We start from the raw sequence: 15816 nt of genomic DNA, 5'->3' as shown, positions 1-15816 counted from the left end.
AAGTTCTGAGTCAAAAGTTTTAATTGTTTTACAAAAAAATCTTGCATATAGCAAGATTCAAACATTTATTTTATTTTTGTAATATTACCAACTTCAAATGTTTTTTTATCTGAAAGCTGGAATTTGTCTTTCAGTCCAGGTGTAATATAAACCTTATTATCTTTATCGACAAATACAGCCTCAACATTTTTCAACTTTTCAACGTATTCGTAACCTTTTTTGGTTCCCATGGCATATATCATTGTTGACAAACCATCACCATTGGTCTTATCTTTTCCTGAAATTAACAAGGTGATACTGGCAATATCATTCTCAAAAGGATAGCCTGTCTTAGGATTTAAAATATGACTGTATTTATGACCATCGACTTCTAAATATCGCTCGTAAATCCCTGAAGTATTGACGTGTTCATTAGAAGCTTTAATAATCCCCATTTGAGTCCCAGTTGGATCATTTGGATTCTTAATTCCGATTGTCCACGGACTGTCAGCACCTCTCGGTGAATGACCAATCACATAAATCGAACTAGAACCCAAGTTGACAATCCCTGTGGTAACACCATCTTTTTTGAGTGAATCAACCATTTTCATGGCAACAAACCCTTTGACAATGGAACCCAAGTCCAAACGAACACCTTTTTTTGTCAGATAAATTGTTTCATTTTTATCATCAAACTTTATGTCATGATAATTAATTAAAGGTAAAACTTGATCAATTTCTGATTGAGCAGGCTTTCTAGCATTATCCATTCCAATGTTCCAAAGACTTGTCAGCGAACCAATTGTAATATCATAACCTAAATCTTTAGCTGAATAGTTATAACCAGCTTTAACCAATTCATATACATTTGAATTCACCTTGACAGGTTTAATTCCTGCACTTTGATTAATCTCATCAATTTGTGAACCTGATTGATTAACGGTTGTTAAATTATTATATTCAACAGGAAGTTTTAGAGCCTTTTCAACTGCAGCTTCTTTTCCTTTGTCATAAACAGTGATTTTAATGTAAGTTCCCATTGTCGTCACGTCTTCATTAATTGGTGACGTTAATAAATTACGATTATCTTTTTGACTTGATTTTCCATTAGCGCAAGCACTTAAGCTGATTAAACTAAGTGCTGCTAGAACCCAAATTATTATTTTTTTCATTCTCTAATTTTTACTGACAGAGCTGTCAGCACCATCTTATTCAGTCAGAAAGTCTGTCAGTAACTGGCAGACTTTCTTTTCAATTATTCTTCGTTATTGTCAGTAGAAATTGTTTCATCAGTAAGTTCTGGTGCATCAACTTCTTCATCTTCAATGACCGGATCTACAAGTGCAAAGGTTACAATTTGTGCTTCATCATCAAGTCGCATTACTTTAACCCCTTGGGCAGCTCGACCAGTTTGAGAAATGTTAGCCACATTTGTACGGATAATAACCCCTGTATCTGTAATAACCATCAAATCTTCGTCACCATTGACAGCAGTTAAACCAGCTAATTTACCAGTTCTTTCTGTGACATTCATGACTTTCATCCCTTTACCACCACGGCCTTTTGTTGGATATTCCGAAGCCTGAGTTCGTTTACCAAGACCATTTTCTGAGATAACAAGGACTTCTTGACTGTCATCAATTCGTGAAGTTCCGACAACATAGTCGCCTTCTCTGAGGTTAACCCCTTTAACACCAGCTGCTGCACGTCCCATATCACGAACAACTGCACCTTTAAAGCGAACTGAGTATCCCAAATGAGTTCCGATAATCACCTCATCTTCACCCGAAGTTCTAAGCACGTTAATCAACTCATCGCCATCACGAAGTTTCAATGCCTTCAAACCATTTGTCCGAATATTGCTAAATTGACTCGTTGAAGTTCGTTTAACAATTCCGTTGCGTGTTGTGAAGAAGAGATATTTCGCCGCTTGATCACGGTCAACATTGATAATTGTTGCAATTTTTTCACCATCATCAAGCTTGAGGAGATTGACAATTGGCAATCCTTTTGCTGTCCGACCGTATTCAGGAATTTCATATCCTTTCATTCGGTAAACACGTCCAAGATTTGTAAAGAAGAGTAAATGATCATGTGTTGATGTAGATACCAAATGTTGAACAAAGTCATCATCAGACATTCCCATTCCTTGAACACCACGTCCACCACGATTTTGGGCACGGAATTCGTCATTAGCTAGACGTTTGATATATCCTTTATTTGATAAAGTAATCAATACATCTTCTTCCTCAATCAAATCTTCATCTTCAAGAGTAAGAACTTCACCAACTAACAATTCTGTTCGACGTTTGTCAGCAAATTTACGTTTAACTTCTTCTAATTCTTCACGAATAATTTTCTTAACACGTTCAGGTTTTGCCAAAATATCGGCTAAGTCAGCGATTAAAGCAACTAAATCTTGGTATTCCGCCTCAATTTTATCACGTTCCAATCCGGTCAAACGACGCAAACGCATATCAAGAATAGCTTGCGATTGTTTTTCAGAGAGGAGGAATTCATCCATCATTGTTTTTTGTGCAATGGCATCCGTTTGTGATTCACGGATAATTGTAATGATACGGTCAATATTATCAAGAGCGATACGTAAACCTTCCAAGATATGTGCGCGTGCTTCTGCACGTGCTTTATCAAAGGCTGTACGACGTTCAACAACTTCTATTTGATGTTCAATATAATCAACTAATATTTCTTTCAAAGAAAGAATTTTAGGAATTCCTTTTTCGATAGCCAACATATTGAAACCAAATGAAGTTTGCAAACTTGTTAGTTTGAACAGATTATTTAAGATAACGTGTGCTGATAAGTCACGACGAACTTCGATAACCACGCGAATTCCTTCACGGTTGGATTCATCACGAACCGCAGTCAATCCTTCAATTCGTTTTTCATGGTTCAAACGAACAATATGTTCAACCAAACGTGCTTTGTTGACCATATATGGTAATTCAGTCACAACAATACGTTCTTTCCCACCAGCCATTTCTTCAATGTGGGTTTTTGCACGTAATGTAATCGAACCTTTACCAGTTTCATAAGCACGACGAATACCGGATTTCCCCATAACCAAAGCCCCTGTTGGGAAGTCAGGACCAGGAATCACAGACATCAAATCAGTAACTGAAGCTTCTGGATTTTCCATGAGCATATCTACTGCATCAATTGTTTCACCCAGATTATGTGGTGGAATGTTTGTTGCCATCCCAACGGCAATCCCTGTAGTTCCATTAACTAAAAGGTTTGGAAAACGAGCAGGTAAAACGAGCGGTTCACGTTCAGTACCGTCGAAATTGTCCATGAAATCAACGGTATTTTTGTTGATATCACGCAACATTTCCATAGCAATTTTACTTAAACGAGCTTCGGTATAACGCATCGCTGCGGCACCGTCTCCGTCCATTGAACCAAAGTTACCGTGTCCGTCAGCAAGCATATGACGATAAGACCACCATTGAGCCATACGTACCATTGCTTCATAGATTGAACTATCTCCGTGTGGGTGATATTTACCCATAACTTCACCGACAATACGTGCCGATTTTTTATGTGGTTTATCTGGAGTATTTCCAAGTTCATTCATTCCGTAGAGAATACGACGGTGAACGGGTTTTAAACCATCACGTACATCAGGAAGTGCCCGTGCAACGATAACTGACATTGCATAGTCACGAAATGACGTCTTCATCTCCTCAACTAAATTGACATTGATAACATTTTTGTCTTGCATGTTTGCCTTGTAAAATCTCATTAAAATGAAATTTTACTTTCCTTTCTTGCTTTCGGAAGAGTTTGCCCCAATTGACAAACAGATTAACTATATTATACCAAATTTCACACGAAAAGTCAGCTTTTCTCATAGATTTAGACTAGTTTTTACAATTAATCCTTAGATATTTTTAAGAATACTTATCCTTTTGTTTTAATCTAAAAAAACATCAAAAAAACCCTGAAAAAATCAGGGATAATCTGGCTTTATTCCACATTGAGCGGATTTAAATCAAAAGCATTTGCTTTGCGTTGTTCACGACGAGCAATGAAAGGTAAAAGCATACCAAGTAAAATTAAGACAATTGGTGTCAAAATATTCGATGCAAGTTGGAACCACCATGCAGATGGATTAGCAGCATAGTCTAATTTTGGAACCATTCCTAACACGCAGGCGATGAGTGTAAAGAGAAAACACCAAGCACCAGCAATCATGGCGAGACGTTTTTGTTTGATAAATTTATATTCAGATTGGAAATGTTTTACTGCCCGATTTAACATAATGAAGGCAAAGAAGACCCAAAGATAACGCATTGGCATCACGACTGAATTTAAATTAGTCAACCATTTGACTAATTCATTCATATCACCGATTCCAAGTAATGGTAAAAGAATAATGATACTTACAAGAATCCCTGTTAATGTATAACCATTTTTAAGCGTTCCTTTGTTCGTTTTTTTACGCAACCATGCTGGAACGAATTCTGGGTCAGCATCAGCAAGCAAAATGCGTAATGGCGCATCAATAGAGAAAGCTAAGGCAGCAATTTGTCCTACACCGTTAGTTAAAGCATAGACAATCATTAAAAAGTTTCCGACACCAAAGTGTTGACCTAAAATTTGGAATGCGGCATAAGCACCATTACCCATCAAGTCATTTGGTAAATTACCGCTTGAGAAAATCATCCCCATGGCAATCGAACCTAAGACGGCACAGATACCAACCATTCCGGCAAGTAAAAACATCCCTCTTGGAAATTCTTTTGCTGGGTTTTTCGTTTGATTAACATAAGGAGAAATTTTTTCAGCACCACCGACAGCAAAAACCAGCATTGAGATAGTTGTGAAATAACTGAAGTCAAATTTAGGGATATAAGTTTTAATATTTCCCATGTCAGGCGTTGCAATGTGGAAATCTTTTGCGATAAAAGGTGCTCCAATCGCCATGACAATGAAAAGTAAACTCATAACAAACATTGCTGTTCCCGCAAGCCCACCAATCACTTTAAGAGTATTTAACCCTTTTGTTGACAACCATAAGAAAGCTAAAAAAATTGCTAAGGAAGCCAGAGCAACAGCGGTCATTGACATCTGATTAACCAGATTTCCGTTTCCTTGACCCACCCAACCAAAAGCAATCAAAATCGCTTGTGGTTTTTGAGCCAAATAAGGAATGTGAACTACCCAATAAGTCCATGCGGCATAATAAGCCAAGCGTTTTGTACTGGTATTTTCAACCCATGAACTGACCCCACCTTTACTATCTTTAAAAGTTGAACCCAGTTGACCAACAATAAGTGCATAGGGAATAAAGTACAAAGCCAAAATTAACAGCCATGAGGTAACAACAGTAATTCCTTGTTGGGCAAAGTTATTAACAACACTCCCCATCCCCCAAACCATGTTAAAGGCAATGAATGCGACGGTAAACCATCTAATTTTTTTTGTGTCCATAAAACTCCTTAAATTTTTTGAATAAATCGCGGACATTGACAATTTATTGTTTAGCGCTTTCTTTTAAGCGTCATTAAAATTATAAAATATTACAGACTCTCCTGTCAATTTTTTACTGTAATCAAAAAAGATACATAAATTTTTAAGTATCTTTTAAATGTTAAGAAAAGTTTAAAGACTTTCAAGAGCTTCTTTAATCGGTGTTTTTCCATTGTGCATTGAAATGACTTTTCCAATTGAATGATTGGTCATCACTAATTCTTTGATAGTATCTGCCACATCGCCTAACGTGTTACTTGCAGAAACCTCATCATTAATATCAATCAATCCTGTTGCCTCTTCCTCTGTTAATGCTCCAGGTTGAATGATTGTATAATCTAAATTTGTTTCTTTAGTAAGATATAAATCAGCAAAATGTTTAGCAATATAATAATCTTTTAATGCATCAAAGCCGGTACCAATCCATTTTTCTGGTTGAAGAGAAAAAATCGTACTTAGTAAGATAAATCGTTTCACTTCTGCTTTCTCAGCTGCCTGCATGAGTTTGACAGCCCCATATAAGTCAACTTTCAATAAACTTTTTCCACCTGAGCCTGAAACATTAATAATAGCATCCATTCCATGTAATTGCTTGGCCATTTCCTCTGGTGTCCAATCAACATCAAAATGAACCGCTTTTACATTATTATATTGAGGAACTTGCTCAACTTTTCTTGCTCCAGCATAGATTTGATGGTCCGTTGTTGAGAGAGATTTAAGCAAACTTTTACCTACACGTCCGGTACTTCCAACGATAAATATTTTCATTTTCTACCTCTTTTCTACTTCTTTTATTGTAACAAAAAACCACCTTGATGGTGATTTTAAGATGTTTTATTCTTCATCCATTGAGAGCACAGATAAGAAGGCTTCTTGAGGGACTTCTACTGAACCGATGGCTTTCATTCGCTTTTTACCGGCTTTTTGTTTTTCAAGGAGTTTTCGTTTACGGGAAATATCACCACCATAACATTTGGCCAATACGTTTTTACGAAGAGCTTTAATATCTGAACGAGCAACGATTTTATTTCCGATAGTCGCTTGAATTGGCACTTCAAATTGTTGACGTGGAATGAGTTTTTTAAGTTTTTCAACAATGACTTTTCCGCGTTCAAAGGCAAAGTCTTTGTGGACAATGAAACTTAGGGCGTCGACTTTTTCGGCATTTAAGAGAATGTCCATTTTCACAAGATTTGATGGACGATAGTCAGAAATTTCATAATCAAAACTGGCATAACCTTTAGTTGATGATTTAAGTTTATCAAAGAAATCAAAAACAATTTCACTCAATGGAATATTATATATGATATTGACCCGATTTGCGTCTAAATAATCCATTGTTAGGAAAATTCCACGTTTCCGTTGAGCTAATTCCATAACCGGACCAACGAAATCATTTGGTACCATGATTTGAGCTTTAACAAATGGTTCTTCGATGTTTTCAATGCGCGTAGGATCTGGGAATTCTGATGGGTTGGCTACTTCAAGGGTTTCACCGTCTGTTGTATTGATATGATAAACAACGGATGGCGCGGTCATAATCAAATCAATACCAAATTCACGTTCTAAACGTTCTTGAATGACATCCATATGCAAGAGACCGAGGAAGCCACAACGGAATCCGAAACCAAGCGCTTGCGATGTTTCAGGTTCAAAACGAAGACTAGCATCGTTTAATTGAAGTTTTTCAAGTGCCTCACGGAGGTCATTGAATTTATTTGACTCAATTGGATAAATCCCAGCGAACACCATTGGGTTCATTTCTTTATAACCCTTTAGGGCCTCAGTTGCTGGATTTGATGCGAGGGTCACGGTATCTCCGACACGTGTGTCCGCAACGGTTTTAATAGATGCTGCTACATAACCAACATCTCCAGCCATCAAGAAATCACGAGAAACAGCTTTTGGTGTGAAAATACCAACTTCTGTGACATCAAATTCTTTACCGTTACTCATCAATTGAATACGGTCCCCAACTTTAAGCGAGCCGTCAATGACCCGAATTTGAAGAATAACGCCTCGATATGCATCATAAACTGAGTCAAAAATCAAAGCTTTGAGCGGAGCATCAACTTCACCTTGAGGGGCAGGAACTTTCTCAACGATTTGTTCAAGAATTTCTTCAATCCCAATCCCAGCTTTGGCTGAAGCAAGAACGGCTTCAGAAGCATCTAAACCAATCACATCTTCAATTTCTTGACGGACCATTTCTGGGTCAGCAGCTGGTAGGTCAATCTTATTGATGACTGGTAAAATTTCAAGGTCATTATCCAAAGCAAGATAAACATTTGCAAGGGTCTGGGCTTCGATTCCTTGTGCGGCATCAACAACTAAAATTGCTCCCTCACAGGCAGCGAGGCTTCGTGAAACTTCATAAGTAAAATCGACGTGACCTGGCGTGTCAATGAGGTGGAAAATATAAGTTTCACCATCTTTGGCTTTATAATTTAACTCGATAGCATTTAATTTAATGGTAATTCCGCGTTCACGTTCAAGGTCCATTGAGTCAAGAAGTTGGGCTTGCATTTCTCGTTTTGAAACAGTTTCAGTTTGCTCGAGAATACGGTCAGCAAGTGTTGATTTTCCGTGGTCAATATGGGCGATAATCGAAAAATTACGAATTTTTTCCTTACGCGCGTTCATTTCTTGTAGATTCATTTTGATTCCTTTATAAGAGTTCTTGTGGACCTAAACTGGTTTGAAATTTACTTTTCATCCACTGAACTTTCTTTTTGCTTTTTTATAACTAAAAATCAGTTAGAATAATTATAGCATATTTTGCAATAAAAAACCGCTCTTATTATGTAGAGAGCGGTTCTGTGAGAGCTATAATTACTTTTATTTTATAGCAAAATATTCTATAAATTACATTTTAATCAAATTATTGGATTCTCAATTAAATAGTAATGAAATTTGAGAACTCCGTCTTCTATATCAGACAAAATTATTGAAATAAGTGCTGGTCAAAGTTTTCATCATTGTCAGGAAATTCTTGGTCAATTTTGGTTATTTTACCAATTTCAATCTCAAGATTTTCTGTAATGAAATTTTGGACATGTGCGGTAAAAGTTTTATCATCACTGACAAAATGTAAGTGAAAACCAAGACCAAAAAGGTCAGTCAAATGTTTTGGCGCCCAAACTCCAACCATAATTCCAGAAATGTTTTCTTTTGTAAAATAAGGTTGGTCAGCCATAATTTCGTCATAAGGACGAGTGTTATTGGCTGGTTTGCTACTAACTGTCACTTCTTTGAATTGACCAGTCATAACAATAGTATAAGCGGTATTTGCTGTTGGAAATCGCTTGGTCAGTGCTGACAGAAAATCTTCTGAATTACTGACAGAGCTGTCAGTAAATTTTGCGATTGGCTGATGTTCGACCATTGCCACATAAGGCATTGTCTCATCTTCTTCAACTAATCGAACATGATTTTCTGAGTCCCCGTGATAAGCGATTCCATTGATAATGGTCACTTCTCCATTTGCAGTATCAAGTGTGCCGATACCGACTGAGCCGTGTTCTAGTGCTTCTTTGAGGGTAATCGTCCCCTTATAAAAACCACTAGAAAGTGTCGTAAAAGTATTGTGTTGGAATATTCTGCTATTCATAATGATATTATTTTATCACTTTTTTTTGTTAGTAGTATCAAATATGTTTTATAAATTTTTTTCAAATTTTATAGAGCAAAAAATCCCTGTATTTGGTATAATATTGCTTATGACAATAAAAACTTCATTTGCAAAGTTTGCTGGTAATTCATCACGCTTTGTCTTGGAAAAATTTTTCAAGCGCGGTTCAACTTTACCAGGAAAAATTGCTTTAAAATTTGATCCTGAAATTCTTAAATCACTGACAAAAAATTATGAAATCATTGTTGTGACTGGGACAAATGGAAAAACATTGACCACAGCACTGACCGTGGGGATTTTAGAAAAGGCTTTTGGACCGGTTGTGACAAATCCAACTGGGGCTAATATGATTACGGGGATTGTATCCACATTTTTGAAAGCTCCCAAAGCTGGAGGCGACCGAAAAGGGAGCGTTCAGGCGGCGAATGGGAAGAAATTTGCTGTTCTTGAGATTGATGAAGCGAGTTTGCCAAAAATCACTGAATATATCAAACCTTCGTTATTTGTGTTTACTAATATTTTCCGTGACCAAATGGACCGCTATGGCGAGATTTACACTACTTATGACTTTATTGTCAAGGGTGCGGCAAATAGTCCCAAAGGGACGGTTTTGTTAAATGGCGATAGTCCACTTTTCAACTCAAAAAAATTAGTTAATCCTGTAAAATACTATGGTTTCAACCATGAAAGCCATGAACCTACTCATGCTCATTACAATACTGAGGGGATTGTTTGTCCGGTTTGTCATCATATTTTGGCTTACAAGATGAATACCTATGCTAACTTAGGAAATTATATCTGTGAAAATTGTGGCTTTAGTCGTCCACAATTAGATTATCAACTGACAGAATTATCAGAGATTACAAATACTTCTTCTAAATTTGTCATTGATGGGACAGATTATAAAATTAATGTTGGCGGACTTTATAATATTTATAATGCTCTTGCTGCTGTATCTGTCGCTGAATATTTCAATGTGCCAAAAGAAACAATTGCGGCTGGTTTTGAACTTTCCAAAGCAGTTTTTGGTCGTCAAGAAACGCTTGAAATTGATGGAAAAAAAGTAACCATTGTTTTGATTAAAAATCCAGTAGGTGCTAATCAAGCCCTTGAAATGATGAAATTAGCCAATTATCCTTTCACTTTAGTTAGCCTTTTAAATGCCAATTATGCTGACGGAATTGACACAAGTTGGATTTGGGATGCTAATTTTGAATTAATTAATGATATGGAAATTGATCAAATTATCACAGGTGGTGTTCGTTCATCTGAAATGGCTAGAAGAATGCGTGTGACAGGATTTAATGCCGAAAATATTTCTGAACGCAAGGAACTTTCAGAAGTCTTAGAAGCAATTAAAGAGAGTCCAAAAGAGCATGTTTATATTTTGGCAACTTACACTGCCATGTTACAAATGCGTGAATTATTGGCTGAGGGTCATTATCTTGGAAAGGAAATGCGTTAAATGGCTTATATCTCTTTAAAATCAAATCTTGAAAATCCAAAGTATTCCCTCAATGTGGCTCATCTTTATGGTGATTTAATGAATACTTATGGTGATAATGGAAATATTCTCATGCTCAAGTATGTCGGAGAAAAATTAGGGGCAGAGATGACCTTCAATATCGTTTCTTTAGGTGATACTTTTGCAAAAGAAGATTATGACCTTGTTTTCTGGGGTGGTGGTCAAGATTATGAGCAAGAAATTATTGCTGACCAATCATTGAATGACTTGTCAGCACCTTTAAAAGATTACATTGAATCTGAAAAACCACTTCTTGCAATTTGCGGTGGTTATCAAATGCTCGGTCAGTACTATGTTAATTCCGAAGGGACAAAAATTCAAGGAACGGGAATTCTTGGACATTATACTGAAAATTTACGAACTGACCGTTTTATTGGTGATATTGAAACTCACAATGAAGAATTTGGTGAAACTTATTATGGTTTTGAAAATCATTCAGGAATTACCTATCTCTCTGATGACGAAAAGCCACTAGGAACCGTTGTTTACGGTGGTGGAAATAATCCAGATGACCAAACCGAAGGTTTAATTTACAAAAATACTTTTGGAACTTATTTCCATGGGCCAATTCTTTCAAGAAATGCACGTCTAGCTTATCGTTTAGTGACTACTGCTCTTTACCAAAAATATGGGGAAGAAATTCGACTCCCTGCTTTTGAAGAAATTTTAGCTGACGAAGATAAAGGCCAACAAATTGGGGACCTCAAACGTAAAGTTGAAAAATAATAAAAAAATTACTGACGGAAATTTCTGTCAGTAATTTTTTATTTCTTAAAAAGCTGTCAGTAAAATTTTTAATGATTAATCTACTGATTTCAAAGCCCCAAGCATATCCACGGCTTTTAATTTGAAATGAACAACAATAGCTAGCAAAAGAGTAGTCGCAAAAGTAATTGCTGCCGATAATAAAAGATTTGTCCAAAGTAATCCCGGTGCAAACATAATTTGGTCAGCTGACAATTGGTTCATAATCACCTGATGGAAATAATCCCCCAAACCAAAACCAACCAGAATTCCTAAAAAGCTTAATAAAATCGTTTCCCGATAAATATAAAGTGTGACTTCACGGTCATAGAATCCTAAAACTTTGATTGTGGCTAATTCGCGAATTCTCTCGGAAACATTGATATTTGTTAAATTATAGATGACAACAATCGCAAGTAAAATGGCACAAGTAATCAAAACAATCATGACACTATTAATGCCATACATAAAGGATTCAATCACCTTTTTGAGGTCACTATTTTGTGAAACTGCTTGAATTCCGTCTTCTTGCATAAATTGAGCTGACATTTTTTGAATATTATTTGTAGACGCATTTTTCAACTTAATCAATTGGGCATTTGCCACAAAATCTTTTTTAAAAACCTTTTGGTAAACCGATTGATTCATGAAAATATAATGGCCCATATACATTTCAGTAATTGCTGCTACTTTTATCTTATGAGGCTGATTTTCACTATCTTTTAGTGTCAGAGAATCACCAACTTTAAGGTCTAAAAGTTCAGCAAATTTTTCTGAAAGGACTGCTCCAGAGTTATTTAATTCAATTTTTTGACTATTTTTACGAGATTTTAAGCTAATGTATTTTGATAAATCATCAGAACGATTTGTCGCAATTAAGTTAACCTCTTGTTTTTCTAATTTGCCACTGGCTTCTTTTGTTAAATTTTCAAAGGCAATCGGCAAATAATTCTCAATTTCTGATGAGGCTAATTCTTTATTTATCTCTTCTTTTTCTTTATCATTTACTTTATTTTTTTCAATAGCAATCATGTCATAGTGCAAAATTTGACCAAATTGTTTATTTGATAAGCCAGAAATGGAATCTCGAATTCCAAATCCCATGACAAGTAAAGCGGTACAGCCAGCGACACCAAAGATAGTCATTAACATTCTTTTTTTATAACGAAATAGATTTCGAGCCGTCACTTTATAAGTAAAACTCATTCTTTCCCAAATAAAATTAATTTTCTCTAAAAGAATCCGTGAGCCTGCTTTTGGTACTTTTGCTAAAAAGAGACTGGCTGGTACTTCTTTTAGTTCCATTCGGACAACCCAATATGCTGGCAAAAGACTACAAGCTATAGCTATCGCAAAAGCAACTATTGTCCATAAAGGAGAGAATGTTAACCGTAAATTGATAAAGGTAGATGAAGCGGTGTAAGCATTAAATACCGCTATCGGCAAAAAGGTATGTCCAATAATTGTTCCTACTAAAGCTCCTAAACCGCTAGAAACTAATCCATAGACCATAAATTTCTTACGAATGTCACGGTTTGAATATCCCAAAGCCTTCAGTAACCCAAGATTCCCTCGCTCTTCTTCCACAAATCGAGTCATTGTTGTCAGACTCACTAATAGAGCAATCGCAAAAAGGACTACTGGAAAAATATTTGAAAGACTGTCAATTCTTGTTGAGTCATCTAAAAATGTCTTGTAACCCGGATTTCCTTCTTTACGATTATTAATTTGATAAGTCGGTTTTTCAAGCTGGTTTAGGGCTGTTTCCTGCTTTGCAAGCTCTGCTTTAGCTTTAGCAATCTTTTCTTTTCCAGCATTAATTTGATTTTGGGCTGCATTGATTTGCTCAATCACTTGAGCGGATGCATTTTCCCCAATTTCATTCTTCTGAGCGATTAATTGATTTTCTTGCTGAGTGAGTTGATTTTCTTCCTCAACTATTTGAGTTTTCGCTTCATTAATCTGTTTTTCTGGGGCTGTTTTCAGTGCTGCCAAGCGTTTTTCTGGTTGATTCTTAAAAGTATTTTCTAAGGTTTTTTGTTCGGTTTTTAAACGGCTATCATATTTGCTATCAAAAATGGAGATATTTTGTAAGTTTTTATAGGATAGGCGAGCAATCATATAAACATCAGAATCAAAGGCTTCCTTGGTAACAAGCGCATACCCATTAAGTTTACCCGTTCCGACTGTCGTTGAGCCAAAATCACTTTTATCGACATATTCACTTGATTTCACAAATCCAACAATTTTAAAGGAATGATTTTTTATCAAATCAGAATCCTTAGATTTGGGAGGGGTAAAATCAATGGTTTGTCCTATTTTATATTGTCCGTCATATAAATAATCTAAAGCAATTTCTGAATCTTTTTGAGGCAACTTGCCTGACATTAACTCATAAGTTGACAATTCATCTGGTTTAGAAAATAAACGCAGACTGTTTTCTTTTCCTTTGATTACCAAATCTTGAAAATAGCCAAATTCTGCTTTTTTTACACCCTTGTTTTCGTTAATTAATTGCTGGTCAGAATGGTCCAATCCCAAAGTTGAAGTTAGCGTTAAATCTGCTAAATGATGTTGAGCATAAAAATCTTCCGCTGTTCTTCTCATATCGGGTCCAGAAACTTTTAGTCCGACAAAAGCGAAAGTCCCTAACAACATCAAGGAAAAAATAGAAATAAAGCGACCTAATGAACCCGTAATTGACCTGCGAATTTCTTTATTTAAAGTTTTTTTTCGCATAGCTTACCACTCAATTCTATCGATATCTTCTGGTTGACTATTATTATCAATTTGTTTAATTTTTCCATCATGCATTTGAATGACACGGTTGGCAATTGGAGCAATTGCAGCATTATGCGTGACAATAATAACTGTTTTCCCTTCTTTTCTGGCCATATCTTGAAGAATTTTCAAGATTTGTTTTCCTGTATGGTAATCCAAGGCACCGGTTGGTTCATCACAAAGCAAGATTTTTGGATTTTTGGCTATGGCACGCGCAATCGCTACTCTTTGCTGCTCGCCACCAGAAAGTTGCGAAGGAAAATTATGAAGCCGATGTTCCAGACCGACACTTTCCAGCACTTCTTTAGCATCGAGAGCATTTTCGACAATTTCAGAAGCTAATTCAACATTTTCTAGTGCTGTCAAATTATTGACAAGATTATAAAATTGAAAAACGAAACCAACGGCATAACGTCGGTAGGTAATCAATTCTTTGTTTGAAAAATTAGAGATTTTTTCCTCATCAATAATAACCTCTCCCTCATCATTTGTATCCATTCCTCCTAAAATATTTAGGACTGTTGATTTACCTGCCCCAGAGGAACCTAAAATGACAGCCAATTCTCCTTTTTCAATTTCAAAATTTACTTGGTCATTAGCATAAATCTTCTCTTGTCCTGATTGATAGATTTTAGACTCATTAATCACTTCAATAAATGTCATCTTATTCCTCCTTTTTGTTGTAAACGTTTTAGTTAATTATATCATAATTACATTTTACTTCTTATTCAAGTCCTCATCATTTTTAATAAAAAAATTACTGACAGAAATCCTGTCAGTATCTTTTTGTTTTTATTTCCAAAAATCATCAAAAACACTAATTGGTAAGTGGCGTTTATGTTGTGTTTTATTCCACCATGCTTCAATTTTAGCCTTAGCATCCTCAGAAATCACTTTACCTTCTGTGTAGTCATCAATATCATTGTAAGTCACACCTAATGCAATCTCGTCAGCAAGTCCTGGTTTTCCTTCTTCAAGGTCTGCAGTCGGAACTTTTTCATAAATGGCCGGGTCAGCGCCAAGTTCAGCCAAGAGTGCTTTTCCTTGACGTTTATTCAAGCGGAAAAGTGGGAGTAAGTCTGCTCCACCATCACCAAATTTTGTGAAAAATCCAGTAATATTTTCTGCTGCATGGTCTGTTCCAAGAACCGCTCCTTGATATTGACCAGCCACAGCATACTGAGTTATCATACGTTGACGTGCCTTAATATTTCCTTTGTTGAAATCTGATACTTCAATTCCAGCTTCATTGAGGGCTGCCACTTGTCCTTCAACAGCAGCTTTAATATTTACTGTCAAACTGACATCGGGTTGAATGAAAGCAAGCGCACGTTGGGCATCTTCTTCATCAGCTTGAACACCATATGGCAGGCGAATTGCTACAAATTTATAAGTCTCATCAGCAGTTTCTTGACGCATTTCTTCGATAGCAATTTGAGCCAGACGACCTGCTAAACTAGAATCTTGACCACCAGAAATTCCTAATACAAAAGACTTAATGAAAGGATATTTTTTTAGATAATCTTTCAAAAAATCAACTGACACCCTAATTTCTTCTTTAGGATCAATGACTGGTTTCACACCAAGTTCTTTAATAATTTCATTTTGTAATGTCATTTTATCTTCCTTTTACTGACAGTTTCTATATTTTACTGACAGC

At 36.1% G+C, this 15816-nt stretch carries 11 protein-coding genes; 2 read left to right on the top strand and 9 right to left on the bottom strand.

Translation table 11 applies throughout. From position 1 onward, the window contains the following. Positions 1–65: 65 nt before the first annotated feature. The 6 genes from ACRYLU_RS05405 to ACRYLU_RS05380 all read right to left on the bottom strand — a co-directional run bounded on the left by ACRYLU_RS05405 (position 66) and on the right by ACRYLU_RS05380 (position 9085). Positions 66–1151 carry an FAD:protein FMN transferase gene (locus ACRYLU_RS05405; RefSeq protein ID WP_098403288.1) on the bottom strand — a complete coding sequence of 362 codons (1086 nt, stop codon included), beginning with the start codon at positions 1149–1151 and terminating at the stop codon, positions 66–68. 83 nt (positions 1152–1234) lie between these two features. Beyond that, positions 1235–3724 (bottom strand): DNA gyrase subunit A, encoded by a 2490-nt coding sequence (gene gyrA, locus ACRYLU_RS05400; protein ID WP_010905763.1) that lies wholly within the window; start codon positions 3722–3724, stop codon positions 1235–1237. A 245-nt stretch (positions 3725–3969) separates the two neighbouring features. Further along, the gene (locus ACRYLU_RS05395; protein WP_445081339.1) at positions 3970–5436 is read right to left on the bottom strand and encodes an APC family permease; all 1467 of its coding nucleotides are present in this window, start codon (positions 5434–5436) and stop codon (positions 3970–3972) included. Positions 5437–5607: 171 nt separating this feature from the next. Continuing rightward, positions 5608–6243, bottom strand: coding sequence for an SDR family oxidoreductase (locus ACRYLU_RS05390; RefSeq protein ID WP_445081338.1), 636 nt, complete (start codon positions 6241–6243; stop codon positions 5608–5610). A 66-nt stretch (positions 6244–6309) separates the two neighbouring features. Further along, positions 6310–8133 carry a translation elongation factor 4 gene (lepA, locus tag ACRYLU_RS05385; RefSeq protein WP_033899449.1) on the bottom strand — a complete coding sequence of 608 codons (1824 nt, stop codon included), beginning with the start codon at positions 8131–8133 and terminating at the stop codon, positions 6310–6312. A 286-nt stretch (positions 8134–8419) separates the two neighbouring features. Continuing rightward, entirely contained in the window at positions 8420–9085 is a 666-nt protein-coding gene (locus tag ACRYLU_RS05380; RefSeq protein WP_445081337.1) for an acetolactate decarboxylase, read from the bottom strand. 109 nt (positions 9086–9194) lie between these two features. Between ACRYLU_RS05380 and murT the strand changes: the two genes are divergently transcribed. Both murT and gatD read left to right on the top strand, forming a co-directional pair. Beyond that, positions 9195–10571: a lipid II isoglutaminyl synthase subunit MurT gene (gene murT, locus ACRYLU_RS05375; RefSeq protein WP_428924066.1), complete on the top strand. Its 1377-nt coding sequence runs from the start codon at positions 9195–9197 to the stop codon at positions 10569–10571. Beyond that, positions 10572–11357 carry a lipid II isoglutaminyl synthase subunit GatD gene (gatD, locus tag ACRYLU_RS05370; protein WP_098393884.1) on the top strand — a complete coding sequence of 262 codons (786 nt, stop codon included), beginning with the start codon at positions 10572–10574 and terminating at the stop codon, positions 11355–11357. A gap of 75 nt (positions 11358–11432) precedes the next feature. Here gatD and ACRYLU_RS05365 read toward each other — a convergent pair whose 3' ends face one another. From ACRYLU_RS05365 to nadE, 3 genes are all read right to left on the bottom strand, one after another. Next, positions 11433–14114 carry an FtsX-like permease family protein gene (locus ACRYLU_RS05365; protein ID WP_445081336.1) on the bottom strand — a complete coding sequence of 894 codons (2682 nt, stop codon included), beginning with the start codon at positions 14112–14114 and terminating at the stop codon, positions 11433–11435. Positions 14115–14117: 3 nt separating this feature from the next. Further along, positions 14118–14819 carry an ABC transporter ATP-binding protein gene (locus tag ACRYLU_RS05360; RefSeq protein ID WP_038601200.1) on the bottom strand — a complete coding sequence of 234 codons (702 nt, stop codon included), beginning with the start codon at positions 14817–14819 and terminating at the stop codon, positions 14118–14120. 129 nt (positions 14820–14948) lie between these two features. Next, a complete protein-coding gene (gene nadE / locus ACRYLU_RS05355; protein ID WP_038601203.1) occupies positions 14949–15773 on the bottom strand; it encodes an ammonia-dependent NAD(+) synthetase in 825 nt (274 codons plus the stop codon). Positions 15774–15816 lie beyond the last annotated feature (43 nt).

This window comes from Lactococcus sp. KTH0-1S (assembly GCF_052544945.1).
The sequence above is the reverse complement of the archived record's forward strand: the minus strand, read 5'-3'. Positions and strand labels throughout refer to the sequence as shown.

What these genes read in the sequence shown, in the direction of transcription:
- ACRYLU_RS05405 (WP_098403288.1), bottom strand. Translation starts at nt 1,151, where the DNA reads ATGAAAAAAATAATAATTTGGGTTCTAGCAGCACTTAGTTTAATCAGC.
- gyrA (WP_010905763.1), bottom strand. Translation starts at nt 3,724, where the DNA reads ATGCAAGACAAAAATGTTATCAATGTCAATTTAGTTGAGGAGATGAAG.
- ACRYLU_RS05395 (WP_445081339.1), bottom strand. Translation starts at nt 5,436, where the DNA reads ATGGACACAAAAAAAATTAGATGGTTTACCGTCGCATTCATTGCCTTT.
- ACRYLU_RS05390 (WP_445081338.1), bottom strand. Translation starts at nt 6,243, where the DNA reads ATGAAAATATTTATCGTTGGAAGTACCGGACGTGTAGGTAAAAGTTTG.
- lepA (WP_033899449.1), bottom strand. Translation starts at nt 8,133, where the DNA reads ATGAATCTACAAGAAATGAACGCGCGTAAGGAAAAAATTCGTAATTTT.
- ACRYLU_RS05380 (WP_445081337.1), bottom strand. Translation starts at nt 9,085, where the DNA reads ATGAATAGCAGAATATTCCAACACAATACTTTTACGACACTTTCTAGT.
- murT (WP_428924066.1), top strand. Translation starts at nt 9,195, where the DNA reads ATGACAATAAAAACTTCATTTGCAAAGTTTGCTGGTAATTCATCACGC.
- gatD (WP_098393884.1), top strand. Translation starts at nt 10,572, where the DNA reads ATGGCTTATATCTCTTTAAAATCAAATCTTGAAAATCCAAAGTATTCC.
- ACRYLU_RS05365 (WP_445081336.1), bottom strand. Translation starts at nt 14,114, where the DNA reads ATGCGAAAAAAAACTTTAAATAAAGAAATTCGCAGGTCAATTACGGGT.
- ACRYLU_RS05360 (WP_038601200.1), bottom strand. Translation starts at nt 14,819, where the DNA reads ATGACATTTATTGAAGTGATTAATGAGTCTAAAATCTATCAATCAGGA.
- nadE (WP_038601203.1), bottom strand. Translation starts at nt 15,773, where the DNA reads ATGACATTACAAAATGAAATTATTAAAGAACTTGGTGTGAAACCAGTC.